Source organism: Luteimonas endophytica, assembly GCF_029887875.1.
Classification (GTDB): domain Bacteria; phylum Pseudomonadota; class Gammaproteobacteria; order Xanthomonadales; family Xanthomonadaceae; genus Luteimonas; species Luteimonas endophytica.
The window spans coordinates 72,095-98,208 of sequence record NZ_JARXRM010000025.1 but is presented as its reverse complement, the minus strand read 5'-3'; the positions used below and the strand labels follow the sequence as shown (position 1 = coordinate 98,208).

The window sequence follows — 26,114 nt, the reverse complement described above, 5'->3', positions numbered from 1 at the left end:
GAAACGCGCACCGCCGCCGGCGCTGTAAAAAAAAATTCATCGAAAAGGCGGTGCCCGGTCTCCGCTCCGGGCCCTCGTAGTCCAGGCATGCGCGACCGCCCCTGCGTCGCGGCGCCCGACATCACCCCACTGGAATCCACGATGCGCAGAATCCTGTTTCTCTCGATCGCCCTGGCTTTGCAGGCCGCAACCACCACCGCGACCGCACAGGAGGCCGGCGTCGCGACCGAGGCCATTGCGTCGCAGCCCCTGGACCGCGCGCTCAACGCGCTGTCGCGGCAGACCGGTCTGCAGTTCGTCTATGGCGCGCAGGCGGCCGGGAACCCCGAGACCCGCGCCATCCCCGCGGGCCTGCCGCCCGAGGAAGGCCTGAAGCGACTGCTGGCCGGCACGGGATTGCGTCATCGCTATCTCAATGCGACCACCGTGACCATCGAGGCCGCGGGTGCCATGGACGCTCCGGCCCCGGCGCCGGCGGTACCGGGCGCCGCGCCGGGCGCCGCCGCGGTGCCGCAGGCGCTGTCCCCCGTGCAGGAACTGGAAAGCGTCCAGGTGGTCGGCAGCTACAGCCGCAGTCTCGAACAGGCGGTGGACATCAAGCGGTCGAACATCGGGTTCTCCGACTCCATCGTCGCCACCGACGTCGCCGACTTTCCCGAGCAGAACCTCTCGGAGGCCCTGCAGCGCATGCCCGGCGTGACGATCGAACGCAACAAGGGCCTGGGCACCCGGGTCAACGTGCGCGGCCTGCCGTCCGAGTTCACCCACGTCTCCATCAACAACCTGGCGACGGCCTCGGGCAGCGGCGGGCGCGACGTGGAGTTCGACATCTTCGCCTCCGAGATCATCCAGCAGGTGACGGTGCAGAAGTCGCCCACCGCCGCGGACGAGGAGGGCGGCATCGCCGGTTCGGTGCTGATCTCCACCGCGCGCCCGTTCGACTACGACGGTCGCAAGCTGGTCGCCTCGGCGGAAGGCGCCTACAACTCGATCTCCGAGCAGACCGATCCCAGGCTGTCGTTCCTGGCCAGCGACACCCGGGGCGACTGGGGCGCGCTGGTCTCCTTCTCCAAGGCGGAGCGCACCAACCGCACCGATTCCACCTCGGGCATCAACTTCCGGCCGATGTTCCGCTTCCTGGAGGCGTCGGACCCGCGCGGAAGCCAGGCCGCCGAGGTCCTCGAGCGCGATGCGGGCATCGTCGTGCGCGATCGCACCGACCGCGACGAGACCGGCCGCATCATCTTCCAGGACAAGGTCGGCGACCGCGTCTATCTCAACGACCAGGACAAGTGGGGCGCCACCGCGTCGGTCCAGTACAGGCCGAGCAACCGCTTCAGCCTCACCTTCGACGCGATGATCGGCGGCTACGACACCACCGAGGACGAGTACGACGCCGCGGCCTACTCCGCTTCCAGCCGCAGCACGCTCGAGACCATCCACGAATACGACGCCACCACCCTCTCCGAGCACGGCATGGTCGTGCTGCGCGACGTGTCCTACACCGCCACCCAGCACGAGTTCCTGAGCAAGGAACGCATCAACCGGACCGACTACAGCCAGTACAGCGTGGCGATGGACTGGAAGGGCGACAGCTGGGGAATCGACGCGATGCTCGGTTACTCGGGTGCGGAAAAGACGCTCGACTACGCCAACCTCAAACACGTGGCCTATGCGCCCTCGCGCACGCGCTGGACCGGCAACAGCGGCGAGACCGTCCCCAGCGACAATCCCGGCACCATCGACATGTACGACGCGCCGCAGGCGTACCTGTTCGAGGCCTACGAGACCACGCTGGAACAGGTGACCGACGACAAGTACGCCGCGCAGCTCGATTTCAGCAAGGCGCTCGACCTCGCGTTCCTGCCGGCGCTGCGCACCGTGCAGTTCGGCGCGCGCTATACCGACAAGTCGAAGGAGCGCCAATACGGCGAGCTCAAGATCACCGGCCCGGCCGCCGGCGACACCTCCTGGGTCGACACCCGCACCCTGGCCGACAGCCCGCTGCAATGGGTCAGCGACATCGTCCCCGGCGGCGCGTACGGCGTGAAGGACCTGGACTGGCGGCAGGTCTCCAACGAATACGCCCGCGGCGCCTTTCGCTATCCGGGCTTCGCCACCCCGTTCGACGAGGGCCAGTACTACCGCGTGGACGAGGAGGTGACCAGCCTCTACGCGATGGCCGATTTCGCCTTCGACCTGGGCAGCGTGCCGCTGTCGGTGAACGCCGGCGCGCGCTATTCCGACACCGCGGTGCTGTCCTTCGGCTACCACCCGGTGCAGAACGCGGACGGCACCACCGGCTACACGGATTCGCCGGTGTCCAGGACAGGCGGCTACGACGACATCCTGCCCAGCCTGAACATGACCGCCGAGCTGTCGGACGGCCTGCTGCTGCGTGCGGCGGCGTCGGAAACCCTGATCCGCCCGCAGCTGACCGACATCGCCTACAAGCGCACCGCCAGCTGGAATTCGTTCCGCTTCACCGACGGCAACCCCGACCTGCTGCCGACCACCGCCCGGCAATGGGAGATCGGCCTGGAGAAGTACCTCGAGAACGGCGGCCTGCTGGCGGCGTCGTACTTCCGCAAGAAGATCGAGGGCGTGGTCGTCAACTCGCTGACCGGGGTGGTCGAGGACGTGGCGGTGTACAACGCCAACGGCACGCTCAACGGCCGCTACGACTTCGACGTGTACCAGCCGGTGAATGCCGACGGGTCCTACGAGGTGGACGGCGTCGAGCTGATCGCCCAGTTGCCGCTGGCCATGCTGCACGGCGCGCTCGAAGGCTTCGGCGTCAACGCCAACTACACCAGGCTCGACAGCTCGCTGGCCGGCGAATCGGACCTGGGCATCGGCACGCCGATGCCCGGCCTGGCCGAAAACACCTTCAACGTCACCCTGTACTACGACAACGACCGCTTCGATGCGCGCCTGTCCTACAACCACAAGGACGAGTACGTCGAGTCCATCGGCTACAACATGTACCCGATCTGGCGCGACGCCTACGGCCAGCTCGACATGTCCATCGGCTACCGGTTGACCGACAGCATCAAGCTGACCCTGAAGGGCATCAACATGACCGACGAGGAAACCGGTGGCTACACCATGGATCCGTCGTTCCCGACCATGTACGAGCGTTCGGGCCGGCGCATCAGCCTGGGGATCCGGGCCGACTTCTGAGGCCGGCCATCGTTGTCCCGGCCGTGGCGGTCGACCTGCCGCCACGGCCGGATCCCGCGCGCTGCGCGCGCTGCCCCGGCAGCAAACGCAGCCGCTCCACATGCAGAAGGAAAGTCCATGCGCACCCCGCCACGCCTGCCGATCGCGGCGTTCATCGTCTGCCTGCCGCTGGCGGCACAGGCCGCCGACCCGGACGACGGGCGCCGCTGGCAGGCGGGCGATCACCACGTCCACAGCGAGTGGAGCGTGGACTGGGACCGGTCGACGTCCCCGCCCACGCCGATCCGCGGCGGCGATTCGCCCTACACCCGGACCCGCAACGCGCAGCAGGCGTTGGCCTACGGCCTGACCTGGATGGTGCACACCGACCACGGCGGTCCCGGCCATTCCGCGGTGACCCGCGACCATGCCTGGCCCGCCCTGCAGCAGGCCAGGCGGGCGGTGCCGGCATTGATCCAGTTCAACGGCATGGAGTTCGACGTGCCGGGTGGCGAGCATGCCTCGCTGATCATCGCGCCGGGACCGGAGGAGCGCGACCAGCTGGTCGCGATCGAACGCGGGTACGGCCGCACCGAACCGCTGGAGCCGGGCAGCCGCGACAACGGGCAGCTGATGCTCGACGCCCTGGCGCACATGCGGACGCTGCCGGCGCCGCCGCTGGTGTTCATCAATCATCCGTCGCGGTCCGCCACCGGCATCGGCCGCTGGGGTGCGGTGGAGCCGGCGGAACTGCGCGCCTGGCACGATGCCGCGCCACGGGTGCTGGTCGGCATGGAGGGCGCGCCCGGGCATCAGGCTGCGCCGGTGCATCGCGGGCTCTATCGGAATGCCGCCGCGCCCACCTTCGGCGGCTTCGACCAGATGACCGCCGAGGTCGGCGGTGTGTGGGACGCGATGCTGGCGGAGGGCCGACGGTTCTGGATCACCGCGACCTCGGACTCGCACGAGAACCTGCGCGACGGCGGTCGCGACTTCGATCCCGGGCAGTACAGCAGGACCTACGTCTGGGCCCGGCACGAGGCCGGGGACATCCTCGACGGCATGCGCGCGGGAAGGATGTTCGCGGTGACCGGCGACCTGATCGATGCCCTGGAACTGACGGTGCGGGCGGACGGAGAGACGGGCCGGGCCGCCGCCATGGGCGGGACATTGGTCATGCCGGCGGCAGGCACGATGCGGGTGGAGCTGAAGGTCCGCCAGCCCGCCGGGCTGAACTTCAACGGCCAGCGCCCGACGCTGGGCCACATCGAGCTGATCGTGGGGAGCGGCGGCGGCGGCGAACCACGGATGGAAACCAGGCGTTTCGGGCCGGACGACTGGAAGAGAGAAGGTCGGTGGTATGCGTTGTCGTGGGCGCTGCCGGTGCCCCGGAACGGCGGCTTCGTGCGCGCGCGCGGCGCGAACACGGCGGAAGCCGCGCCCCTGGCCGACGTTCCAGGCGAGGATCCCTGGCAGGACCTGTGGTTCTACTCCAACCCCGTCTTCGTCGAGATCGCGCCCTGAGGCGATCGGCGGAGGGGTCGCTGCTCCTTGCGCACCCTGCTCTTCCGCCTGCGTCACCGAACGTGTCGCCGGCGGGCAACCGACAGGCGGCGCGGATGGCGCGCGTCGCGGCGATCAGCCTCCGCGGTACCAGCCGAACACCTCGACCGGCAGCAGCGGTTCGACATCGATCTCCAGCGCGGCGTATGCGTCCAGGGCGTCGCGCACCAGCCGCTGGGTCGGCGTGTGGCCGGCCAGGTGCTGCAACTCGTCGGCCGAGAGCTGCGCCAGGGTCCAGGCGTAGAGTTGCTCGCTGCGCGCACGCAGCGCTGCGCGCAGCCACTCGTGGGGCGGTGCGTGCACCACGTGGCCGCGCGCCGCCAGTCCGTCGATCGCGCGCTGCAGCGGCCGCGCCGCGCCGCGCAGCCATTCGGTGTGGCCGGCGGCCTGCCTGCGCACCATCAGCGGTGCCGGTGCGCGGTGCGCGGCCAGCGGACGGCGCAGTTCGAGCTCCAGCTCGCGGGCGTCGCGCACGGTCTCGGTTTCCACCAGCGCGGCACCCGCCAGGTCGAAGAATTCGAACCAGCGCCGATGCAGGTCCTGCATGCGGCCGAGGGGATCGCGCGAGAAACCGACCTTGCAGTGGTCCTCCCAGGTGCAGGGCAGCACGTAGACGTAGCAGCGGCCGGGACTGGTCACGCACGCAGGTGTAGCAGGTCGGCCGCCGCCGGCGTGCATCCGTCGGGTGCGCCGGCCGGGACCGGCCGGACATGCGGTCGCCATCGCTCGCCGCGGCTGCGAGGGTGGCGGTCCCGCCGCCAACGCCTCGCGACCGGGGCCTGGAGATCGCCAGTCGGCCCAGGGCCCGGGCGCCGTTCGAGTGGGAGGAGTCCGCCGAACGCGGCCGCGGAAGCGCTGGACGGCGCGAGTCCAACGCCGAGCGTGTGGTCGTCGATTCGAGCGCCATGCCCTGATCGGGGGTGTCTTTGCGGGGGGCTGAGGTTCGCTCTCCGCCTGGATGCCCTTCTAGCCGGTTTAACGATATATTATAACATCACCTTACTTGTCCGGCCCCTCGATGCCCCACGTCCACCTCGCAGCGCGCTCCAGCATCAGCTCCCGCTACCACCCCTCCATCCTCGTCCTGGCCGCCGCCGTGGCGGGGCAGGCCTCCGCCCAGACGGCCACCCCGGGCGCCACCGACCTCGACGCGGTGGTGGTCACCGCCACCGCCAGCGAGCGCACCCTGGACACTGCGCCGGCGTCGATGTCGGTGGTCACCCGCGAGGAGCTGGCCGCCCGTCCGGTCTACGATCTCGCCGACGCCCTGCGCGGCGAGCCGGGGATCGGCCTGACCGGCATCGGCCTGGACCGTCGCGGGGTCAGCGTGCGCGGCATGGATCCCAGCTACACCATGACCCTGCTCGACGGCATGCGGGTCAACAGTTCGATCGGCGCGATCGCGCACAGCGACTACGACCTGGGCTGGATGCCGGCCGAGGCGATCGAGCGGGTCGAGATCGTGCGCGGGCCGATGTCGTCGCTGTACGGCTCGGAGGCGCTGGGCGGCGTGATCAACGTGATCAGCCGCAGCGCCACCGATGCCTGGCGCGGCAGCCTGCGCGCCAACGCCGGCGAGCCCGATGCCGCCGGCGGCGCGCGCCGGCAGATGGCCGTGTATGCCGGCGGCCCGCTGGTGGCCGACACCCTCGGCCTGAGCGTGTTCGCCGATCGCAGCCGGACCGACGAGACGCCGGACCCGCTGTTGCCCGGCGCCAGCCGCCGCGAAGCGCGCGACGCCGGCAGCGGCAGCGCCACCCTGAGCTGGACCCCGGGCGAGTTCCACCGCATCGACCTGCGCTGGCTGGGCGGCCGCGAGGAACGGGTGCGGCACGGCCTGCAGAGCGGCAGCAACCCGTACATCTACCAGTCCCGCGACGAAGTCGACCGCGAGCAATGGGCGCTGTCGCACCGCGGCCGCTGGGGCTGGGGCGAGAGCGGCCTGCGGCTCAGTCGCGCCAGCCTCGACAAGGTCAACGAACGCGCGCCCGGCACGCCCACCGGGCCGCAGCACCTGCGCGACGAGATCGCGGACGGGCACCTGGCGCGCACGTTCGGCGAACGCCACCGGGTCACCGTCGGCGGCGAATGGCGGCGCGAATCGCTCGAAGACGCCCTGGTCAACGACGCGGGCGAGGACGAGGCGACCCACCGCGCCGTCTTCGTGCAGGACGAGATCACGTTGGCCGACGGCTGGGACCTGGTGCTCGGCGACCGCTACGACCGCCACCGGCGCTTCGGCGGCCAGCACAGCCCGCGCGCCTACCTGGTGCACGAACGCGGCGGCTGGTTGTTCAAGGGCGGCGCCGGCCGCGGCTTCAAGGCGCCGACGCTGAAGCAGCTCTCGCCGGAGTACTACGCCAGCATCGCCGGCCTGCTCGAGCTGTTCGGCAATCCGGACCTGCGGCCGGAAGTGAGTACCACCTACGAGCTGGCCGCGCAGGTCCGCGGCGACGGCTGGCACGCGCAGGCGACCGCGTTCGAGAACCGCCTGCGCGACCTGATCGAGATCGTCTGCGTGGAACGCTGCGGCCAGCCGGGGGTGATGGAGATCCGCACCTACCGCAACGTCGACCGCGCACGCCTGTCCGGCATCGAGCTGGCCGGCGCGGTCGACCTGGCCGACACGCTGGCGCTCGAGGCCAACTACACCTACCTCGACGCCCGCGACCAGACCGCAGACCGCAAGCTGGAGATGCGCTCCCACCACGGCGGCGCCGCCACGCTGGCGTGGACGCCGGTCGACGCGTTCACCGGCCGCCTGCGCGCCGAGTACGTCGGCAGCCAGCTCGAGTATCCCAGCCGCGGGCCGGCGATCGCGGTTCCCGCCGATACGCTGTACGCGCTCGAGCTGAGCTACCGGATCGGCGATGCGCTGACCCTGCGCGGCGGGGTCGAGAACATCGGCGACGCCCGCCAGGACAGCGTCGACCTGCAATACCCGTACCCGCAGCTCGGCCGCAGCTACCACGTCGGCCTGGACCTGAGCTTCTGACGTGGCCGGGGCATTCCGCCGGCTGCTGTTCGCGGTCGTACTGGCCTGCACGGGTTCGGCGCAGGCCGCCGAACCGCTGCAGGTCACGGTGGTGACCACCGACTTCACCCTGCCGGGCAAGGCGCTGAAGATCGATCGCTGGGGCCGCGCGCACGGCGTGCGGGTCGTCTATCTGTCGATCGACCGGCCGCCGCCCGGCGAGCCGCGCGACTGGCTGGCGGCGAGCGGCCTGGTGATCGTCGATACGCCGGTGGCCAGCCATGCCGAACGCGTGCGCGCGCTGCTCGCGCCGGCGCTGGCCGAGCGCGGCGTGCCCTGGATCGCGATCGGCGGCGGCCCGCTCGCCTTCGACGCACTGGAACCCGCACGGGCGCGGCGCGTGGCCGAGTACTACCGGCAGGGCGGCGAGACCAACTTCCGCCGCATGCTCGACTGGCTCGGCCGCTGGCATCGCGGCGAGGCGACCGCCGCGGTGCCGCCGCCGGTGCCGATGCCGGCGACCGGCTACTACCATCCCGAGGCGGCCGAGCCGTTCGCCACGCTCGAGGCCTATCTCGACTGGCAGCGCCGGCGCGGCCACGCCGACGGCGCCCGCGTCGCGCTGGTGATCTCCAGCCATGCGCTGTCGTCGATGCAGCTCAAGGACGTCGATGCGCTGATCGCCGCGAGCGAACGACGCGGCCTGGTGCCGGTCGCGCTCTGGTTCGAGCGCGACGACCCCGACGGACTGAGGGACGGATTGCGCGACGCCGGCATCGTCGCCCTGGTCAACCTGACCCACTTGGGCGACGGCGAGCAGCGTCTGCGCGACTTCATCGCGCTCGACGTGCCGGCGCTGGTCGCGTCGACCGCGCGCGGCAGCACCGTGGAGGCGTGGCGCAGCGAAACCAGCGGCATGAGCGCCGCGGCGATGGCGACCCTGCTGGCGGTGCCGGAGAGCTGGGGCATGAGCGATCCGGTGGTGCTGGCCGCGGTCGAGGACGGCGAGCCGGTACCGATTCCCGAACAGGTCGAGCTGCTGGCCGACAAGCTGGCGTCGCTGGCGCGGCTGCGCGCGACGGCCGCCGCCGACAAGCGCCTGGCGCTGATGTTCTGGAACTACCCGCACGGCGAGCGCAACCTGTCCGCCTCGCAGCTCAACCTGCCGCGCAGCGTGGCCGACGTGACCGCCGCGCTGGCCGGGGCCGGCTATCCGGTCGCCGCGACCGGCGAGGCGCAGGTGATCGAGGCCGGACAGGCGATGCTGGCCGGCTGGTACCGGCCCGAGACCCTGCCCGGCCTGGTCGAACGCGGTCTCGCCGCCACCCTGCCGCTGGCCGAGTACGAACGCTGGCTGCGGACCCTGCCGGCCCGGCAGCGCGAGGCATTGCTGGAAAGCTGGGGCGATCCGGCCGACAGCCGTGCGGTGATCACGGTCGACGGCGTGCGCGCGTTCGCGATCCCGCGCTGGCGGCTCGGCGGACTGGCGGTGCTGCCGCAGCCGCCGCGGGCCGGCGAGTACGGCGTGGCCACCCACGACGGCGCGGTGCCGCCGGCGCACGCGTACCTGGCCGCCTACCTGTGGCTGCGCCTGCAGCACGACCCGCACGCGCTGATCCACTTCGGCACCCACGGCACCCAGGAATGGCTGCCGGGCAAGGACCGCGGCCTGTGGGCGTTCGACTGGCCGAACATCGCGATCGGCGACCTGCCGGTGTTCTATCCCTACATCCAGGACAACATCGGCGAGGCGGTGCAGGCCAAGCGCCGCGGCCGTGCGGTGCTGGTCAGCCACCAGACCCCGGCGTTCGCGCCGGCCGGCCTCTACGACGAGCTGCGCGACCTGCATCACCTGGTCCACGAGTACCAGATGACCGACCCGGGGCCGGTGCGCGAAACCGCCATGCGCCGCCTGCGCGAGGCGGTGGTCGCGCAGGACCTGCATGCCGACATCGGCTGGTCGGAAGCCGCGATCGAGGCCGATTTCGAGGGCTTCTTCGGCGCCCTGCACGACCATCTGCACCAGCTCGCGCGCAGCGCCATCCCGCTCGGCCTGCACGTGTTCGGCACGCCGGCCGCACCGGAGCACCGGCTGTCGACGGTGATGCAGCAGCTGGGCGACGACTACTACGCCGCGCTCGGCCTCGACCCGCAGGAAGTGTTCGCCGACGACTTCGGCAAGCTGCAGGCGAGCAAGCCGTACCGATTCCTGCAGCGTTACCTGCGCGGCGGCGAGTCGCCGCAGGCCATCGCCGACCCGGCGCTGCGCGAACAGATCGAGTGCGCGATCGCCAGCGACCGCCGCCTGGCCGAGACCGGCGAGATCGAGGCGCTGCTGGCGGGCCTGCGCGGCGGTTTCGTGCGGCCCGGCGAAGGCGGCGATCCGGTGCGCAGTCCCGAGGTGCCGAGCGGCCGCAACCTGTATGCGTTCGACCCCGACAGGATCCCGACCCGCGCGGCTTGGGAGGCGGGCGGGGAGGCCTTCGGGCAGCTGCTCGCCGCCCATCGCCAGGCGCACGGCGGCGCCGCGCCGGACAAGCTGACCTTCGTGATGTGGTCGGTCGAGACCGTGCGCCACCTCGGCGTGGTCGAGGCGCAGGTGCTGCACGCGGCCGGCCTGCGGCCGGTGTGGAGCGCGGGCGGCGACGTCGAGCGGATCGAGATCGTGCCGCAGGCCGAGCTGGGACGCCCGCGCATCGACGTGGTGGTGCAGGTGACCGGCAGCTATCGCGACCAGTTCGACGGCTTCATGCGCAAGCTCGACGCCGCCCTGCAGCAGCTGGCCCGGCTGGACGAGCCCGGCAACGCGATCGCCGCCAACAGCCGCAGGATCGCGGCGGCGCTGGTGGAACGCGGCCTCGACGCCGAACGTGCCGCAGCGCTCTCCCGCCTGCGCATGTTCGGCAACGCCCCGGGCGACTACGGCACCGACCTGGCCGACAAGGTGATGGACTCGACCGGCTGGGACAGCGAGACGCCGCTGGCCGAGCAGTTCCTGGCCCGGCTGCAGTACGGCTACGGCGGCGGCGACTGGGGCACTTCCGGCGGCGAGGACGGCAACCTGCTGGCCGCGCATCTGGCCGGTACCGACGGCGTGGTGCTGCCGCGCTCGTCGAACGTGTACGGCGCGCTCAACACCGACCACGTGTTCGAGTACATGGGCGGGCTGTCGATGGCGATGCGCCACGTCGACGGCAGCACGCCGGCGCTGTACGTCAGCGACCTGCGTGCGGCCGCGGCGCGTACCACCACCGCCGCCGAGTTCCTCTCCACCGAGCTGCGCAGCCGCTACCTCAACCCGCAGTGGATCGGCGCCATGCAGCAGGAAGGCTACGCCGGCACGCTGCAGGTGCTCGACGTCGCCAACAACCTGTTCGGCTGGCAGGCCACCGCGCCCGGCACCGTGCGCGCCGACCAGTGGCAGGCGATGCACGAGACCTACGTGCTCGACAAGCGCGAACTCGGCATCGATGAATGGTTCGAGCGGCACAACCCGACCGCGCAGGCGCAGCTGATCGAACGGATGATGGAGGCGGTGCGCAAGGGTTACTGGCAGGCGGACGCGCAGACCCGGCGCGAGCTGGCGCAGCGCTGGCAGGCGCTGACCGCCGAACACGGCGGCGATGCCGGCGCGCGCGTCACCCGCGAGTTCATCGAGCGGATCGCGGGCGGCTTCGGGCTGGACGCGGCGGCGCCGCGAGCGGCCGCTGCGTCCCCGCCAGCGCCCGCGCAGGTCGACGCTGCGCCGCCCGCGTCCGAGTCCGAATCCGAACCTGCGGCCGCGGAATCCGCAGAACCGGCGACCGTGCGTGGCCGGGTCATGCAGGAGGTCGCGCACGCGGCGCCGGCCGAGCCGCCCTGGCAGGCCTGGCTCGGCGGCCTGCTGCTGCTCGCCTGCGCCGGCCTCGGCGGCTGGCGCCAGGCCCGTCCCCCACGTCCTCTCCGGAGTCATCGATGAACGGTTTCGAATCCGCCCTGTACCAGCTCGCGCACGTCTTCCTGGTCCCGGTGCTGGTGCTGGTGGTGCTGGCGCTGGCCTACAGTTTCATCGCCCTGGGCGCGTTCGCCGTCGAGGGCTGGCAGCGCCGCGGCCGCGGCTACCGCTCGCCGCTGGCCGCGCATCACGCCGCCACCGGCGCCAGCTCCGCCGAACTGGAACTGTGGGTCATGCGCCAGCTCGAATGGCTGCGCATCACCGCGCGCAGCGCGCCGATGCTCGGCCTGGTCGCCACCATGATCCCGATGGGGCCGGCGCTGCTGGCGCTGACCCGCAACGACGCCGCCGGCGTCGGCGAGCACCTGGTGGTCGCGTTCTCCTCGGTGATCCTGGCCCTGGTCAGCGCCTCGATCGCGTTCCTGGTCCTGACCGTGCGCCGGCGCTGGCTGCTGCAGGAACTGGTGGCGATCGAGCGCACGCAGGCGGCGCAGGGCGGAGCGGCGGCGTGATGCGCTTCCTCGAGACCGACGAGCACGACGACCCGATCCTGTCGGTGGTCAACCTGGTCGACCTGTTCCTGCTGGTGATCGCGGTGCTGATGATCGTCATCGTCAGCAATCCGCTGAACCCGTTCTCCGACAGGTCGGTGGTCGTGATCGAGAATCCGGGCCAGGCCGACATGCGGATGCTGGTCAAGGACGGCGAGGAGCTGCGCGAGTATCAGTCCAGCGGCGAGATCGGCGAGGGCGAGGGCGTCAAGGCCGGGGTCGCCTACCGCCTGGCCGACGGGCGCATGGTGTACGTGCCGGAGGCGCCCGCCGGTCCCGACGACGGCGCAGGGCCGGCCGGCGGAGCGCCGCGATAGGCGCCCGCGTGGTCGCCGCCACCGATCGCCTGCCCCTGCAAGAATGCCCCGTGGCCGCGAAAGCCGCGGGAGGCGCCGGCCGGGTGCGCGGTGATGCCGGGCGTCGGCCGGCCGCGCCGGTCTTCGCGTGCATGGCACGCGCCTACATTAGCTCGACGATGCGCGGGGTGAGCTTGCCGTGGGCGACCACCAGCTCGGCGGCGGTGACTGGCAGGCTGAAACGGCGCCGGCCGGCGCTGCCGGGATTGACGTACAGCACGTCGCCGCGCGCCTCGATCCGCGGCCGGTGCGAATGTCCGGACACCACCACGTCGAAGCCCTCGGCGCCCGGATCCCGCTGCAGCTGCTTGCGGTCGTGGAGCACCAGCAGGCGGAGACCGCCGAGCGCCAGCTCGAGCGTGTCCGGGACCGCCGCGGCCCAGTCGCCGGTGTCGACATTGCCGCGGATGGCGCTGAGCGGGGCGAGTGCCGCCAACGCTGCGAGGATGTCGGGCGTACCGATGTCGCCCGCGTGCACGATGTGGTCGCAGCCCTGCAGGAAGGCGAGCGCCTCGGGCCGGAGCAGGCCATGGGTGTCGGAGATCAGGCCGATGCGCATCCGAGGGCCTCCGCCGGGGCGGGATCGCGCACCCGCGGCCGGATGCCCGGCTGCGGAAGGCTGCCGGCAACCGTGGCACGGCCGTGCCGGGTCCGAAAGCGAATGGACCGCGCGCGCGCCGCCGTCATCGCGCGTCCCCGCCGACGCGCGGCACGTGCGGCAGGCGCGCGTGCACCCGCGTCGCGGCGACCGCCGCCTGTCCCACCGCCACCGACACCTGGTTGAGCCCGCTGACCACGTCGCCGATCGCGTACAGCCCGGGCACCGAAGTCGTCTGTCCCGCATCCACCACCAGGGTGCCGTCCCCGGTCAGCTCGGCCCCGGCCGCCGCGGCGATGCCGGCACTCGTGCGTGCGCCGAGGTAGGGGTAGACGCTGTCGAACGTCGCCACCGTGCCGTCGGGGCCGCGGTAGCTGCAGCGCTCGCCATCGAATTCGAGGCGACCACCGGCGGGCAGCAACGCGACCCCGGCCTCCCGCGCCTGCCGCAGGGCCTCGACAGCCCCATCGCCGGGACTGCTGCCCGGGTCGGTGGGCAGCAGGGTCACGTGCTCGGAGTAGCTGCGCAGGAACAGACCGTGCGCGGCAATGTCGGCCAACGGCCCGTATACGCCGATACGGCTGTCGGTGGCCTCCCAGGCATCGCAGACCGCGCACAGGCGCAGCGCCCCGCAGGCCACCGCGTCGCCGGTCCAGGACGCTTCGGGCAGGGTGTCGGCCACCCCGGTCGCCAGGATCACGCAGTGCGCGCGCCACTGCCGCGGCCCGGCGGAGAGCACGAAGCCGTCGTTCTGGCGGCGAATCGCGTCGATCTCGGCGTGCTCGAAGCGCGCACCGAACTTCCGCGCCTGTTCGCGCATGAGCCGCAACAGTTCGTCGCCGGAGACCCCGTGCGGAAAGCCGGGGCAGTTGTTGCTCTCGGGAATCCAGCGCGCGCGGCTGTCGCCTGCGTCGAGCACCAGGCAGTCGCGGTGGAAGCGGCGCAGGTAGGTGGCGGCGGTCAGGCCGGCGGGGCCGGCGCCCACCACGATCGCATCGAGCATGGCGGGCGCAGCAGGGGATTGGGACATGCAGCGTTCCGGTTCGTCGGCCCTGGGGACGCCATTGAAGGCTTCGGCGGGTGCCGGCGGCGTGAGGCCGGACCTGGCGCCATCCCGCGGCCGGAGGCTCGGCACCTCGGGCCGGAGTGCGCTGCAGGGGGACGCACCGGCCCGTGGTCCTGGCGGCCGCTATCCGAGCGCCTGCCTCAGGTAGGGTGCGGTGCGGCTGCCGCCTGCGGCGGCCACCGCACGCGGCGGCCCTTCGGCGACGACGCGGCCGCCGTCCTCGCCGGCGCCCGGGCCGATGTCGATCACCCAGTCCGCGTCGGCCACCACCCGCATCTCGTGTTCGACCACCACCACGGTATTGCCCGCGTCCACCAGGCCGTGCAGCTGCGCCATCAGCCGGTCGACGTCGAGCGGGTGCAGACCGGTGGTGGGCTCGTCCAGGACGTACAGGGTGTCGCCGCGCTGGCTGCGCTGCAGCTCGGTGGCCAGCTTGATCCGCTGCGCCTCGCCGCCGGACAGCTCGGTGGCGGGCTGGCCCAGGCGCAGGTAGCCTAGGCCGATCGCCTCGAGCAGCGCCAGCGGGCGCCGTACCGCAGGCTCGGCCTCGAAGAACGCCAGCGCCTCCTCCACCGTCATCGCCAGCACCTCGGCGATGTTGCGCTCCTGCCACCGCACCTCGAGGGTCTTCGCGTTGTAGCGCGCGCCGTGGCAGGCCGGGCAGGGTGCGTACACGCTCGGCATGAACAGCAGCTCGACGCTGACGAAGCCCTCGCCCTCGCAGGTGTCGCAGCGCCCCTTGGCGACGTTGAACGAGAACCGCCCGGCGTCGTAGCGGCGCGCCCGGGCCTGGCGGGTGCCTGCGAACAGCCGGCGCACGTGGTCGAACAGCCCGGTGTAGGTGGCGAGGTTGGAGCGCGGGGTGCGGCCGATCGGCTTCTGGTCGACGTCGACCAGGCGCCGCACCGCATCGGCGCCGGCGGCGATCCTGCCGGCGGTGGGCGCCACCGCGTCGGCGCGTGGCGCGCCGGACTCGGTCTGTTCCGCCACCGGATCGTGCCCGAGGTGGCGGCAGACCAGCTCCACCAGCGCCTGGCTGACCAGGCTGGACTTGCCCGAGCCGGACACGCCGGTGACCGCGGTGAACGCGCCGAGCGGAATCCGGGCGTCCAGGCCATGCAGGTTGTTGCGGTGCACGCCGCGCAGCTGCAGCCACTGCCGCGGCTCGCGCGGTGGGCGCCGCGGCGTGCCGCGCCGCGCGAACAGGTAGGGGGCGGTGCGCGATCCGGACACCTGTGCCAGCCCCGCAGGCGGGCCGCTGTAGAGCACCCGTCCGCCGTGCTGGCCGGCGCCGGGCCCGATGTCCACCAGCCAGTCGGCGCGGCGCATCATCTCCAGGTCGTGCTCGACCACGAACACGCTGTTGCCGGCGCGCCTGAGCTCGGCCAGGGCACGCTGCAGCGCCTCGCCGTCGGCCGGGTGCAGGCCGGCGGTGGGCTCGTCCAGCACGTACACCACGCCGAACAGGTTGGAGCGGATCTGGGTCGCCAGGCGCAGCCGCTGCAGCTCGCCCGGCGACAACGTCGGCGCGGCCCGGTCCAGCGACAGGTAGCCCAGCCCCAGCGCCTGCAGGGTGCCGATGCGCTCGACCAGGTCGTGGGCGATCCGCTGCGCGGCGATCCGCTTCTCTTCCGACAGCTCGGGCGTGCGCCGCACGTCGGAGGCACCGGCGTGGGCGGCGCCGCCGGCCGCCACCCGCCGCGCGCTGGCCCGCCGCCCTGCCGCGCGCCCCATGGTCGCGCCGGCGCCGCTGACAACGGCGAACCGCCCCTCCGCGGCCGGGCGCAGGGTCTCGGCGATGCGGTCCAGCGGCAGCCCCGCCAGCGTGCCGATGTCCATCCCGGCGAAGCGCACCGACAGCGCCTCGCGCTTGAGCCGGCGCCCGTCGCAGGCCGGGCACACCCGGCCCACCATGTAGCGCGCCGCGCGCTGCTTCATCTGCGCGCTCTGGGTGGTCGCGAAGGTATGCAACACGTAGCGCCGCGCGCTGGAGAAGGTGCCCATGTAGCTGGGCTCCTCCTTGCGCCGCAGCGCCGTGCGGGTCTCCTTCGGGGTGAACCCGGCGTACACCGGCACAACCGGCTGCTCGTCGGTGAACAGGATCCAGTCGCGCTCCTTCTTCGGCAGCGCGCGCCAGGGCCGGTCGACGTCGTAGCCGAGCGTGACCAGGATGTCGCGCAGGTTCTGGCCGTGCCAGGCCGGCGGCCAGGCGGCGATGGCGCGGTCGCGGATGCTCAGCGACGGGTCCGGCACCATCGACTGCTCGGTGACCGCGTACACGTGCCCCAGGCCGTGGCATTCCGGGCAGGCGCCCTGCGCGGTGTTGGGGGAGAAGTCCTCGGCGAACAGCATCGGCTGCCGCGGCGGGTAGCTGCCGGCGCGCGAGTACAGCATCCGCAGCAGGCTCGACAGCGTGGTCACGCTGCCGACCGACGAGCGCACGCCGGGACTGCCGCGCTGCTGCTGCAGCGCCACCGCCGGGGGCAGGCCGTCGATGGCGTCTACGTCGGGCACGCCGACCTGGTCGATCAGCCGCCGCGCGTACGGCGCCACCGATTCCAGGTAGCGGCGCTGCGCCTCGGCGTACAGGGTGCCGAACGCCAGCGAGGACTTGCCCGAGCCGGAGACGCCGGAGAACACCACCAGCGCGTCGCGCGGGATGTCGACGTCGATGTTGCTGAGGTTGTGCTCGCGGGCGCCGCGGACCCGGACCAGCCCGCCGGCACCGGGGCGGGTGCCGGCGGAGCGGCCGGGTGTGGCGTGAGGTTGGCGCGGGCGGCGGGGCATGGCCGCGATGCTGCCGGCTGCCCGGTCACGGTCGCGCGACGGCCGCGCCGCCGCTGCGCGCGCCGCGGCCGTCGCTGATGCGGGAAGGGCGGCTACCCGGCCCTGGCCATCCTGCCGCAGCTGTCGGCGCAGCGCCGGCACGCTTCGGCGCAGCGCTGCATGTCCGCGTCGTCGCCCATCGCGGCGCAGGCTTCGGCGCACTGCCGGCAGACCTCGGCGCAGGCGCCGCAGGTGGCGGTGTGCACGGAGGCGCCGCGCAGCATCGCATCGGCGCTGGTGGCGCAGATGTCGGCGCACACGGACATCAGGTTGATGTGCTCGGCTTCGGCGTGCTTGCCGCCTTTTTCAAGACAGTAGTGGATCGTTTCCAGGCACACCGCATGGCAGGTGCTGCAGTTGTCGATGCACTGGTTCATCTCGTCGCTGCGGTGTTCGGCCGTGTGGTGGCTCATCGGCATCTCCGGTGGTGGCGGGTGATCCACGGCGTACCCGCGTCGCCAGCGGTCGCGATGGCGGCCGCCCCCCTGAGGCCAACCGTGCCAGCAACGTCCTCCACGGACGGTGAAGTGGCGGGTGCCGGGGCAGCCGCCGGCGCGGGGCGCGGGCTGCTTCGGCAGGATTGGCGGCGAAAGCCGGCCGGCGTGCGGTGCGGGCTTTCGCGCGCATGGCGCGCTCCTACGAGTGCGGGCCCGTTCGAGTGCGGGCCCGTTGTGCCGGCTGGCCGTGCGCGCGGGTCAGCGGTGGCGCTGCAGTTCGCTCAGGTGCAACTGCGTTTCGACCACGCCCGGGCGGCGTTCCACGGTCACCGTCTGCGCCACCGCGTCGATGCGGTAGGTCAGGTAGTAGCGCAGCCGCGGGCGGCTCAGCGGCTCGGCGCGGAACGCCGCCAGGCAGCTGCCGTCCGGCCAGCGCGCGGACGGATACAGCAGCCCCGGCAGCCCCTGGGCGCTGGCGTGCTTGCCGATCGCCTGGGTGGCGCCGTAGTCCTCGTCCAGCAGCTCGGGGTGATCCCGTTCCTTGCCGCGCAATTCCAGGAACAGGCCGCGCGCGTGGACCTCGTAGACGGCGCGGTGGCGCGTCACCGGCCGGCTCACGCCCTCGATCGCCGAGAGCTGGCGCAACTGGTGCCAGCAGGTCTCGGCCAGTCCGGTGGCCTCCTCCAGCGCGCCGTACCAGACCCGGAGGCTGCCGTCGCCGTAGCGGCTGGCGACGGTCTGGTCGCTGGTGAACGGATAGCCGATCGCCTGCGAATAGTGCAGCCCGCGTTCGACCACGCCGGTGCGCGCCGGCCGCATCCGCAGGTCCGCGGCCAGCGCCGCGGCGCGCCCGGCGCCGTCGGCCACCAGGTCGTCGAACAGGTCCTCGGAGACCCGCAGCGAGGTGATGTTGCGCAGCAGCCGGCCGTCGAAGTCGGTGAGCCGGTCGTACAGCGACACTACTGGCCCCGCTGGAAGTCGACGAAGCGCGCGATCCGCGCCAGCCCGACCAGGCCGTCCTCGAGCATGACCTCGAGCGGGGTGCGCCCGTCGAGCAGGCGGTTGCGCCGCCGCACCCAGCCGAAGCGCAATTCGGGATCCTCCGGGAACAGCATGCGCAGCCCCTTGTGGATGCCGAGCAGGTAGCCGGCGCGGTCGAGGGTGTCGCGGCTGTTGGGCAGCGCGCGCTCGCCGCGGCGGTACTGGGCCAGGACCTTGCGGCTCTCCGGGCTCATGCCGAGCAGGGCGAGCTGCTGTTCGGTCGGCAGCGCCCACTTCTCGAACAGCGCGGCGAGGATCCGGGCCAGGTCGCGGCGGGCCTCTTCGCGGGCCAGGTCCGGGACCTCCGGCAGGACATGTGCGGTGATGGCCATGAGGCCTCCTGGGTATGCGACCCCAATATAAGGGGATACAACCCCAAAAACCACCCCGCCCCGAGCCTGCGGCGGCGAGCCGGCCACCGATGGCTGGCCGCCGGGGAGCATGCCCCGGTCGGGACGACGCTGCTCCCGAAGCCCACGAGCGCGCGCCGGTCGGTCGATTCCGTCGCCATCCCTCCGCGAAGCGCCAAGAAAAAAGGCGCGGCCTCGGCCGCGCCCTTCCCCGGGCCGAAGGCGCGCGGTCTACTCGATGGTGAACTCGCGGGTCTCCACCACCTCGCCGTCCAGCGAGATCTCGAGGGTGTAGCGGCCCTGCGGCCAGTCCTCGGGGTTGCTGATGCGGAAGTTGGTGACGTCCGCGCCGGTGAAGTCGAGCTGCTCGCTGCGCTCGTCGACCAGCTGGCCGTCCTCGAAGGTCCAGCGGGCGGTCAGGGTGCCGCTGCTGGGCATGGCGGCGTCGCCGATGGCGCTGGTCGAGACCGCCGCGACGATGGTGTCGTCGCTGGCGGAGAAGCTGGTCGCGGGCGCGGCGATGGTGCGGTCGGCGGCGGTGTCGGTCCCCAGCTGCACGGCGGTGACCGTGACGGTGGGAGCCGGGCGTTCCGGCTCCGGCGGGGTGGCCGGCTCGACGGGTTGCGCCGGCGGCGGCGTGGCCGGGGCGACGGGTTCGGGATCGCGGTTGCAGGCGGCGAGCGCGAGGCTGCCGATCAGCAGCGCGGACACCAGCAGGGCGGGGCGGGTACGGTTCATTGCGGTTTCCTCTGTCGAAGATGTGGCGGGTGGCCGCAGGTGGCCTGAGGATCAGGCGGGGTCGGATCCGTCGCTGTCGCGAGCCGGGATCCGCAGCGTCTGGCCGGGGTGGATCAGGTCGGGGTTGTCGAGCTGGTCGCGGTTGGCCTCGAAGATCTCGCGCCAGTGGTTGGCGCTGCCGTAGAACTTCTTCGAGATCGCCGAGAGGTTGTCGCCCTTCTCGACCAGGTAGCTCTGCTCGCCGCTGCGCGCGGCGGTGGACGAGACCGAGGATTGGACCTTGCTGAAATCGGCGCGGTCCGCGCCCGGCGCCGCGGTGCTCGCGCTGCTGCCGGCGACGGCGGAGAAGTCCGGCCGGTCGTTGCCCGAGCGGCCGTCGTCGGAACCATCGGGGGATCTGTTCACGGTGGCGCTCCACTGTCGGGTGGCGGCAAGCCTCCCACGCGGGGTGTTAAGAGCGGATGCTGTCCCCAGGGGCCAGGGGCCTGGGGCCTGGGGCCTGGGCTGGCGAGCGTCTACTGCCGCGGGTCGCGGCGGGCCGCCGGCGGCTCCAGCCCGGGCGTGGCGCGCCACGGGTTGATGTCCAGGCCGCCGCGGCGCGTATAGCGCGCCTCGACCGACAGCCATTGCGGTCGGCAGCGCGCCGCCAGGTCGGTGAAGATGCGCTCCACGCACTGCTCGTGGAACTCGGCGTGGTCGCGGAACGAGACCAGGTAGCGCAGCAGCCCGGCCCGGTCGATCCGCGGCCCGCGGTAGGCGATGTCCACGCTCGCCCAGTCCGGCTGGCCGGTCACCGGACAGTTCGACTTGAGCAGCGCCGAGCGCAGCGTCTCGGCGACGGGGCCGTCCGCATCGCTGGCAAGGTGGTCCGGCTGCGGCGGGCCGTAGTGGTCGATGCCGATCTCGAGGTCGTCGATGGTCTGCGCATCGTCGCGGTCCTGCCCGGCCACCGCGGGCAGCCCGAAGGCCACGGCGACCGGCGCGCCGGCGGCCTCGGCCAGGTCCGCGGCGATGAGCTCACGCACCCGCCCGGGATCGTCGAAGCGGGCGGCGTTGAGCGAGTTGAGGTAGAGCTTGAGCGACTTCGATTCGACCAGCCGCGGCGAATCGGCCGGCACCGTGAACGTGGCGGTGGCCACCACCGGCTTGCCGCGCGCGTCGAGCCAGGCGAGCTCGTAGGCCTGCCAGCGGTCGTGGCCTACGAACGGCAGCGCGGCCGGGTCCAGGCCCAGCGCATCGCGCCCGGCGCTGCGCGCGATCGGAAACAGCAGCGCGGGATCGTAGGCGCGCGGGTAGGCCACGTCGCGGCCAAGGGGGAGATCGGAAGCCATCGGCGCATTCTATCGGGGCCGGCCGCCAGCCCGCGTGCGGCCCGGGCCGCTACCGCATCGCCGCGCTCTCGCCACCGCCTTCGAGATAGTCCAGCGTGAGCTGCAGCATCGCCCGCAGGCCGAGGTCGAGCGCGGACTCGTCGACGTCGAACTGCGGCGAATGGTTGCTCGGGGCGGTCAGCGGATCCTCGCCGACCGGGGTGGCGCCGACGAAGAAGAACAGCCCCGGTACCTGCTGCGCGTACAGCGAGAAGTCCTCGGCGCCCATGATCAGCGGCATGTCGACCAAGTTGCCGGGGCCGGCGGCGGCCTCGAGGCTGGGGCGCATGCGCGCGGTCAGCGCCTCGTTGTTGAAGGTGACCGGGTTGCCGGCGTCGGCCGGGATCTGCGCCTCGACGGTGGCGCCGTTTGCGGCGGCGACGTGCTCGGCGATGCTGTTGAGCCGCGCGAACACGTCCTTGCGCATGTCCTCGTCGAAGGTGCGGATGGTGCCGACCATTTCCACCTCGTCGGGGATGATGTTGTAGCGGATGCCGCCTTCGATCGCGCCGAAGGTCACCACCACCGGCTGCTTGCTGATGTCCATCTGCCGGCTGACGATGGTCTGCGCCTGGGAGACGATCTGCGCCGCGGCGACGATCGGGTCGACCCCACCCCAGGGCCGCGAGCCGTGGGTCTGGCGGCCGATCACCTTCAGCCCGAAGCGGTCGGAGGCGGCCATGGTGGGCCCGGCGCGAACCCCGACCTGGTCGGCGTTGAGGGTGCTGAACACGTGCAGCCCGAACACCGCCTCCGGCTCGAAATCGCGGAACACGCCTTCCTCCAGCATCAGCGCCGCGCCGCCCTCCTCGCCTTCCGGCGCGCCCTCCTCGGCCGGCTGGAACACGAACAGGATCTCGCCTGCAAGCTCTTCGCGCATCCCCACCAGGGCCTCGGCCACGCCCATCAGGATCGCGGTGTGGGCGTCGTGGCCGCAGGCGTGCATCACCCCGGTCTCCTGGCCGCGGTAGGTGTCGGTGACGGTGGAGGCGAACGGCAGCCCGGTCTTCTCGGTCACCGGCAGCGCGTCCATGTCGGCACGCAGGGCGATGCGCGGCCCGGGCCGGCCGCCCTTGAGCACCGCGGTGACGCCGGTATGGGCGATCCCGGTCGTCGGCTCCAGTCCGAGCGCGCGCAGGTGTTCGGCGACCTTGGCCGCCGTGCGCGTCTCGCGGTTGCTCAGCTCCGGATGCTGGTGGATGTCGCGGCGCCAGGCGACCACCTTGTCCTGCAGCGCCTGCGCGGCGGCCGCGACCTCCGGGCGAAGCGCATCGGCGGCGGGCTCCTGCGCGGCGGCGGCGGCGAACAGCGGGAGTGCGAGCAGGGCGGCGGCAAGGTGGGCGCGGACGGGCATCGGCGGTTTCCTGGCGGGAGGGACGGTCCGATGCTAACCCGGGACGAACCCGCTGCCATGGCCGCGAAAGCCGGCGCGTCCCCGGCTGCCGCCGAACGGCGGCGGCCGGATCCCTGCGGAACGCGGCGGCCGACGGCGCCACCGCAGGCGCCGCTCAGAACGCCTCGTCGAACGCCACCTCGCCCTGCACCCCGACCTGGTAGGCCGACACCCGCCGCTCGAAGAAGTTGGTCAGCTCCTGCACGTCCTGCAGGTCCATGAAGCCGAACGGGTTGCGCGCGCCGAAGTGCTTCGCGAAGCCGAGCTGCGCCAGGCGCTGGTCGGCGCAGTACTGCAGGTATTCGCGCATGTCGCGGAGCGACAGCCCCGCCACGCCGCCGGAGAGGGTGTCCTCGGCGAACGCCACCTCGCAGTCCACAGCCTCGCACAGCATCTCCACCACCTGGCGGCGGAACGCCTCGTCGACCAGGCCGGGCTCCTCCTCGCGCGCGGTGCGGATCACCTCGAAGGCGAAGGCCATGTGGCAGCTCTCGTCGCGGAACACCCAGTTGGTGCCGGCGGCCAGGCCGTTGAGCAGCCCGCGCGAGCGCAGGTAGTACACGTAGGCGAACGCGCCGAAGAAGAACAGGCCCTCGATGCAGGCGGCGAAGCACACCAGGTTGAGCAGGAACCGGCGCCGCTGCTCCGGGGTCTCGATCCGCTCCAGTTCCTGGATCGAATCGATCCACTTGAAGCAGAACTCGGCCTTGCGGCGGATCGAGGGAATGTTCTCGGTGGCGGCGAAGGCCTTCGCCCGCGCCTCCGGGTCGGGCAGGTAGGTGTCGAGCAGGGTGAGGTAGAACTGCACGTGCAGCGCCTCCTCGTACAGCTGCCGCGACAGGTACATGCGCGCCTCCGGCGCGTTGATGTGCTGGTAGAGATTGAGCACCAGGTTGTTGGAAACGATCGAGTCGCCGGTGGCGAAGAACGCCACCAGCCGCTCGATCAGGTGGCGCTCGGCCGGGCCGACCTTGTGCGCCAGGTCGCGGGTGTCGAGCGAGAAGTCGACCTCCTCCACGGTCCAGGTGTTGCGGATCGCGTTGCGGTACATCTCGTAGAACTGCGGATAGCGCATCGGCCGCAGGGTCAGTTCGAAGCCGGGGTCGAGCAGGAGCTGCCGGCGGGTGCCGGAAGGGGGATTGGACATCGGGATTTCCTTGGGCTGTCAGCCCGACCGGATCGGGTCGATCCGGTCAGCGCACGTAGCGGTCGGCGACGTGCCGGCTGATGAAGGTGGACAGGCCGCGGCCGGACTCGGCCAGGCGTTTCATGCGCGCGACGTTGCTGCGGCCGGCGCTGGCGTGGCTGTACTCGTAGACGCGCTCGGAGCCGCGGAACTTCACCAGGATCGACTCCGGCGTGAAGGCATAGGCCTGGACGCCGGAGTCGCCGCTGAGGTTGGCGTAGCGCTGCATCGCTGTCTCCGCTGCGGCCTCACTGGCAGGCCTCGCAGGCTTCCGGGTTCTCCAGCGAACAGGCTATCGCCTGCTCCGGCGCGGCCGCGTCAACGGTGGCCTTGGCGATCCGGGTGGCGGGCCGCGAGCGCAGGTAGTAGGTGGTCTTGAGGCCCCGCTTCCAGGCGTGCATGTACATCGACGACAGCGCGCCGATCCGTGGGTTCTCCATGAACAGGTTGAGGGACTGGCCCTGGTCGATGAACGCGCCGCGCTCGGCGGCCATGTCGATCAGCGCGCGCATCGGCAGCTCCCAGGCGGTGCGGTAGATCGCGCGCAGCACCTCCGGGATCTCCGCGATCCCCTGCACCGAGCCCTCGGCCTGCTTGATCGCATCGCGCATCTCCGGGGTCCACAGCCCCAGCTGCTTGAGTTCGCCGACGAGATAGCGGTTGACCTGCAGGAAGTCCCCGGACAGGGTCTCGCGCTTGAACAGGTTGCTCACCTGCGGCTCGATGCATTCGTAGCAGCCGGCGATCGAGGCGATGGTGGCGGTCGGGGCGATCGCGATCAGCAGCGAATTGCGCAGGCCATGCTCGGCGATGCGCGCACGCAGCGCGTTCCAGCGGCCGGGGTCCGCCGGCGCGGCGTCCCAGGCGTCGAACTGGAGCTTCCCGGCGGCGGCGCGGGTATCGGCGAAGGAGGGGTGGCGGCCGCGCTCGAGCGCCAGCTCGCAGGACGCGTCCAGGGCGTGGAAGTAGATCTCCTCGGCGATTCGCGCCGACAGCGCCCGCGCGGCCGCGCCGTCGAACGGCAGGCGCAGGCGGAAGAACACGTCCTGCAGGCCCATGCAGCCCAGCCCCACCGGGCGCCAGCGCAGGTTGCCGCGGCGCGCCGATTCGATCGGGTAGTAGTTGAGGTCGATCACCCGGTCCAGCTGCCGCACCGCCAGCCGCACGGTCTCGGCCAGGCGCTCGAAGTCGAAGCGGCCGTCCTCGTCGAAGTGCCGCGCCAGGTTGATCGAGCCGAGGTTGCACACCGCGGTCTCCTCGGCCGAGGTGACCTCGAGGATCTCGGTGCACAGGTTCGACAGGTGGATCACGTTGCCGGGTTTGGCGGTCTGGTTGCCGGCGCGGTTGCAGGTGTCCTTGAAGGTCATCCAGCCGTTGCCGGTCTGCGCCAGGGTGCGCATCATCCGCGCGTAGAGTTCGCGCGCGCGCACCGTGCGCACCGCCTTGCCCTGCTGCTCGGCCTGCACGTAGGCGCGCTCGAACGCCTCGCCGTACAGATCGGCGAACTCCGGCACCACCCGCGGATCGAACAGCGACCATTCGGCGTCGGCCTCGACGCGCTGCATGAACAGATCCGGGATCCAGTTGGCCAGGTTGAGGTTGTGGGTGCGGCGCGCGTCGTCGCCGGTGTTGTCGCGCAGCTCCAGGAACTCCTCGACGTCGGCGTGCCAGGGTTCCAGGTAGACGCAGGCCGCGCCCTTGCGCTTCCCGCCCTGGTTGACCGCCGAGACCGACGAATCCAGGGTCTTCAGCCACGGCACGATGCCGTTGGAATGGCCGTTGGTGGAGCGGATCAGCGAGCCGCGCGAGCGCACCCGGGTGAACGACACGCCGATGCCGCCGCTGAACTTGGACAGCTGGGCGATGTCGCCGTAGCGCTGGTAGATCGACTCCAGGGTGTCCCGGGGCGAATCGAGCAGGAAGCAGCTCGACAGCTGCTCGTGGGTGGTGCCGGAATTGAACAGCGTCGGCGAGCTCGGCAGGTAGTCCAGCTGGCCCATGCGCCGGTACAGCGCCAGGGCCTCGGGCACGTCCTCGCTCAGCGCGCAGGCGATGCGCATGAAGAACTGCTGCGGGGTTTCGATCACCTTGCGCGCGTGCGGATGGCGCAGCAGGTAGCGGTCGTACAGGGTGCGCAGGCCGAAGTAGTCGAAGCCCATGTCCAGGGCCGGGTCGATCGCGTCGTTGAGCTTGCGCGCGTTGGTCTGCACGAAATCGAGCAGGCGATCGTTGATCAGCCCCAGCTCGTGTCCGCGCGCCACCGATTGCGAGAACGCGTGGATCTCCTGGCCCATCACCTCCTTGCCGATCACGTTGGCCAGCAGGCGCGCGGCCAGGCGGCTGTACTCCGGCTCCTCGGCGGTCAACAGCGCGGCGGTGCGGATCGACAGCTCGTCGAGCTCGCGGGTGCTGGCGCCGTCGTACAGCCCGGAGATGGTGCGCGTGGCCACGCGCATCGGGTCGATCGCGTGCAGGCCCTCGCAGCAGCGCTGCACCGCGCGCACGATCTTGTTGAGGTCGACCGCCTCGCGGCCGCCGTTGCGCTTGGTCACGCGCATCGCGGTGGCGG

The 26,114-nt window shown here is 71.9% G+C and carries 20 protein-coding genes; 6 read left to right on the top strand and 14 right to left on the bottom strand.

The window, feature by feature from the left end; genetic code table 11:
- Positions 1-141: 141 nt before the first annotated feature.
- Positions 142-3,183, top strand: coding sequence for a TonB-dependent receptor (locus tag QFW77_RS06140; RefSeq protein WP_280573502.1), 3,042 nt, complete (start codon positions 142-144; stop codon positions 3,181-3,183).
- Between the two features lie 117 nt (positions 3,184-3,300).
- Entirely contained in the window at positions 3,301-4,686 is a 1,386-nt protein-coding gene (locus QFW77_RS06135; protein ID WP_280573501.1) for a CehA/McbA family metallohydrolase domain-containing protein, read from the top strand.
- Positions 4,687-4,800: 114 nt separating this feature from the next.
- Here the strand turns inward: QFW77_RS06135 and QFW77_RS06130 are convergent, their stop codons facing one another.
- On the bottom strand, positions 4,801-5,403 hold the full coding sequence (locus QFW77_RS06130; protein WP_280573500.1) for a GIY-YIG nuclease family protein: 603 nt from the start codon (positions 5,401-5,403) through the stop codon (positions 4,801-4,803).
- A 340-nt stretch (positions 5,404-5,743) separates the two neighbouring features.
- Between QFW77_RS06130 and QFW77_RS06125 the strand changes: the two genes are divergently transcribed.
- The 4 genes from QFW77_RS06125 to QFW77_RS06110 are packed head-to-tail and all read left to right on the top strand — an operon-like array spanning position 5,744 to position 12,501.
- Positions 5,744-7,720 carry a TonB-dependent receptor domain-containing protein gene (locus tag QFW77_RS06125; RefSeq protein ID WP_280573499.1) on the top strand — a complete coding sequence of 659 codons (1,977 nt, stop codon included), beginning with the start codon at positions 5,744-5,746 and terminating at the stop codon, positions 7,718-7,720.
- 1 nt (position 7,721) lies between these two features.
- Positions 7,722-11,657 (top strand): cobaltochelatase subunit CobN, encoded by a 3,936-nt coding sequence (gene cobN, locus QFW77_RS06120; RefSeq protein ID WP_280573498.1) that lies wholly within the window; start codon positions 7,722-7,724, stop codon positions 11,655-11,657.
- Complete coding sequence (locus tag QFW77_RS06115; protein WP_280573496.1) at positions 11,654-12,145, top strand: MotA/TolQ/ExbB proton channel family protein; 492 nt, start codon at positions 11,654-11,656, stop codon at positions 12,143-12,145. Before cobN ends, QFW77_RS06115 begins: the two co-directional genes overlap by 4 nt.
- Positions 12,145-12,501 (top strand): DUF2149 domain-containing protein, encoded by a 357-nt coding sequence (locus QFW77_RS06110; protein ID WP_280573682.1) that lies wholly within the window; start codon positions 12,145-12,147, stop codon positions 12,499-12,501. The genes QFW77_RS06115 and QFW77_RS06110 overlap by 1 nt, the downstream gene beginning before the upstream one ends.
- A gap of 142 nt (positions 12,502-12,643) precedes the next feature.
- Here the strand turns inward: QFW77_RS06110 and QFW77_RS06105 are convergent, their stop codons facing one another.
- The 13 genes from QFW77_RS06105 to QFW77_RS06045 form a co-directional block, all read right to left on the bottom strand.
- Positions 12,644-13,099: a metallophosphoesterase family protein gene (locus QFW77_RS06105; protein ID WP_280573495.1), complete on the bottom strand. Its 456-nt coding sequence runs from the start codon at positions 13,097-13,099 to the stop codon at positions 12,644-12,646.
- Positions 13,100-13,223: 124 nt separating this feature from the next.
- Positions 13,224-14,168 (bottom strand): NAD(P)/FAD-dependent oxidoreductase, encoded by a 945-nt coding sequence (locus tag QFW77_RS06100; RefSeq protein ID WP_280573494.1) that lies wholly within the window; start codon positions 14,166-14,168, stop codon positions 13,224-13,226.
- A 159-nt stretch (positions 14,169-14,327) separates the two neighbouring features.
- Positions 14,328-16,991 (bottom strand): excinuclease ABC subunit UvrA, encoded by a 2,664-nt coding sequence (locus tag QFW77_RS06095; RefSeq protein ID WP_280573493.1) that lies wholly within the window; start codon positions 16,989-16,991, stop codon positions 14,328-14,330.
- 92 nt (positions 16,992-17,083) lie between these two features.
- Positions 17,084-17,443, bottom strand: coding sequence for a four-helix bundle copper-binding protein (locus QFW77_RS06090; protein ID WP_280573492.1), 360 nt, complete (start codon positions 17,441-17,443; stop codon positions 17,084-17,086).
- 282 nt (positions 17,444-17,725) lie between these two features.
- A complete protein-coding gene (locus tag QFW77_RS06085) occupies positions 17,726-18,427 on the bottom strand; it encodes an RES family NAD+ phosphorylase (RefSeq protein WP_280573491.1) in 702 nt (233 codons plus the stop codon).
- Positions 18,427-18,840, bottom strand: a complete 414-nt coding sequence (locus tag QFW77_RS06080; protein ID WP_280573490.1) for an antitoxin Xre/MbcA/ParS toxin-binding domain-containing protein — start codon at positions 18,838-18,840, stop codon at positions 18,427-18,429. The genes QFW77_RS06085 and QFW77_RS06080 overlap by 1 nt, the downstream gene beginning before the upstream one ends.
- A gap of 249 nt (positions 18,841-19,089) precedes the next feature.
- Positions 19,090-19,596, bottom strand: a complete 507-nt coding sequence (locus QFW77_RS06075; RefSeq protein ID WP_280573489.1) for a hypothetical protein — start codon at positions 19,594-19,596, stop codon at positions 19,090-19,092.
- 51 nt (positions 19,597-19,647) lie between these two features.
- Entirely contained in the window at positions 19,648-20,001 is a 354-nt protein-coding gene (locus QFW77_RS06070) for a LysM peptidoglycan-binding domain-containing protein (RefSeq protein WP_280573488.1), read from the bottom strand.
- A 110-nt stretch (positions 20,002-20,111) separates the two neighbouring features.
- Positions 20,112-20,927, bottom strand: coding sequence for an NADPH-dependent 7-cyano-7-deazaguanine reductase QueF (gene queF / locus QFW77_RS06065; RefSeq protein WP_280573487.1), 816 nt, complete (start codon positions 20,925-20,927; stop codon positions 20,112-20,114).
- 49 nt (positions 20,928-20,976) lie between these two features.
- On the bottom strand, positions 20,977-22,320 hold the full coding sequence (locus QFW77_RS06060) for an amidohydrolase (protein WP_280573485.1): 1,344 nt from the start codon (positions 22,318-22,320) through the stop codon (positions 20,977-20,979).
- Positions 22,321-22,474: 154 nt separating this feature from the next.
- Positions 22,475-23,506 (bottom strand): ribonucleotide-diphosphate reductase subunit beta, encoded by a 1,032-nt coding sequence (locus QFW77_RS06055; RefSeq protein ID WP_280573484.1) that lies wholly within the window; start codon positions 23,504-23,506, stop codon positions 22,475-22,477.
- Between the two features lie 46 nt (positions 23,507-23,552).
- Positions 23,553-23,774, bottom strand: a complete 222-nt coding sequence (locus tag QFW77_RS06050) for a hypothetical protein (protein ID WP_280573483.1) — start codon at positions 23,772-23,774, stop codon at positions 23,553-23,555.
- Positions 23,775-23,793: 19 nt separating this feature from the next.
- Positions 23,794-26,103, bottom strand: a complete 2,310-nt coding sequence (locus QFW77_RS06045) for a ribonucleoside-diphosphate reductase subunit alpha (RefSeq protein WP_280573681.1) — start codon at positions 26,101-26,103, stop codon at positions 23,794-23,796.
- Between the last annotated feature and the right edge of the window lie 11 nt (positions 26,104-26,114).

What these genes read in the sequence shown, in the direction of transcription:
- QFW77_RS06140 (WP_280573502.1), top strand. Translation starts at nt 142, where the DNA reads ATGCGCAGAATCCTGTTTCTCTCGATCGCCCTGGCTTTGCAGGCCGCA.
- QFW77_RS06135 (WP_280573501.1), top strand. Translation starts at nt 3,301, where the DNA reads ATGCGCACCCCGCCACGCCTGCCGATCGCGGCGTTCATCGTCTGCCTG.
- QFW77_RS06130 (WP_280573500.1), bottom strand. Translation starts at nt 5,403, where the DNA reads ATGCACGCCGGCGGCGGCCGACCTGCTACACCTGCGTGCGTGACCAGT.
- QFW77_RS06125 (WP_280573499.1), top strand. Translation starts at nt 5,744, where the DNA reads ATGCCCCACGTCCACCTCGCAGCGCGCTCCAGCATCAGCTCCCGCTAC.
- QFW77_RS06115 (WP_280573496.1), top strand. Translation starts at nt 11,654, where the DNA reads ATGAACGGTTTCGAATCCGCCCTGTACCAGCTCGCGCACGTCTTCCTG.
- QFW77_RS06110 (WP_280573682.1), top strand. Translation starts at nt 12,145, where the DNA reads ATGCGCTTCCTCGAGACCGACGAGCACGACGACCCGATCCTGTCGGTG.
- QFW77_RS06105 (WP_280573495.1), bottom strand. Translation starts at nt 13,099, where the DNA reads ATGCGCATCGGCCTGATCTCCGACACCCATGGCCTGCTCCGGCCCGAG.
- QFW77_RS06100 (WP_280573494.1), bottom strand. Translation starts at nt 14,168, where the DNA reads ATGTCCCAATCCCCTGCTGCGCCCGCCATGCTCGATGCGATCGTGGTG.
- QFW77_RS06095 (WP_280573493.1), bottom strand. Translation starts at nt 16,991, where the DNA reads ATGCCCCGCCGCCCGCGCCAACCTCACGCCACACCCGGCCGCTCCGCC.
- QFW77_RS06090 (WP_280573492.1), bottom strand. Translation starts at nt 17,443, where the DNA reads ATGAGCCACCACACGGCCGAACACCGCAGCGACGAGATGAACCAGTGC.
- QFW77_RS06080 (WP_280573490.1), bottom strand. Translation starts at nt 18,840, where the DNA reads ATGGCCATCACCGCACATGTCCTGCCGGAGGTCCCGGACCTGGCCCGC.
- QFW77_RS06075 (WP_280573489.1), bottom strand. Translation starts at nt 19,596, where the DNA reads ATGAACCGTACCCGCCCCGCCCTGCTGGTGTCCGCGCTGCTGATCGGC.
- queF (WP_280573487.1), bottom strand. Translation starts at nt 20,927, where the DNA reads ATGGCTTCCGATCTCCCCCTTGGCCGCGACGTGGCCTACCCGCGCGCC.
- QFW77_RS06060 (WP_280573485.1), bottom strand. Translation starts at nt 22,320, where the DNA reads ATGCCCGTCCGCGCCCACCTTGCCGCCGCCCTGCTCGCACTCCCGCTG.
- QFW77_RS06055 (WP_280573484.1), bottom strand. Translation starts at nt 23,506, where the DNA reads ATGTCCAATCCCCCTTCCGGCACCCGCCGGCAGCTCCTGCTCGACCCC.
- QFW77_RS06050 (WP_280573483.1), bottom strand. Translation starts at nt 23,774, where the DNA reads ATGCAGCGCTACGCCAACCTCAGCGGCGACTCCGGCGTCCAGGCCTAT.
- QFW77_RS06045 (WP_280573681.1), bottom strand. Translation starts at nt 26,103, where the DNA reads ATGCGCGTGACCAAGCGCAACGGCGGCCGCGAGGCGGTCGACCTCAAC.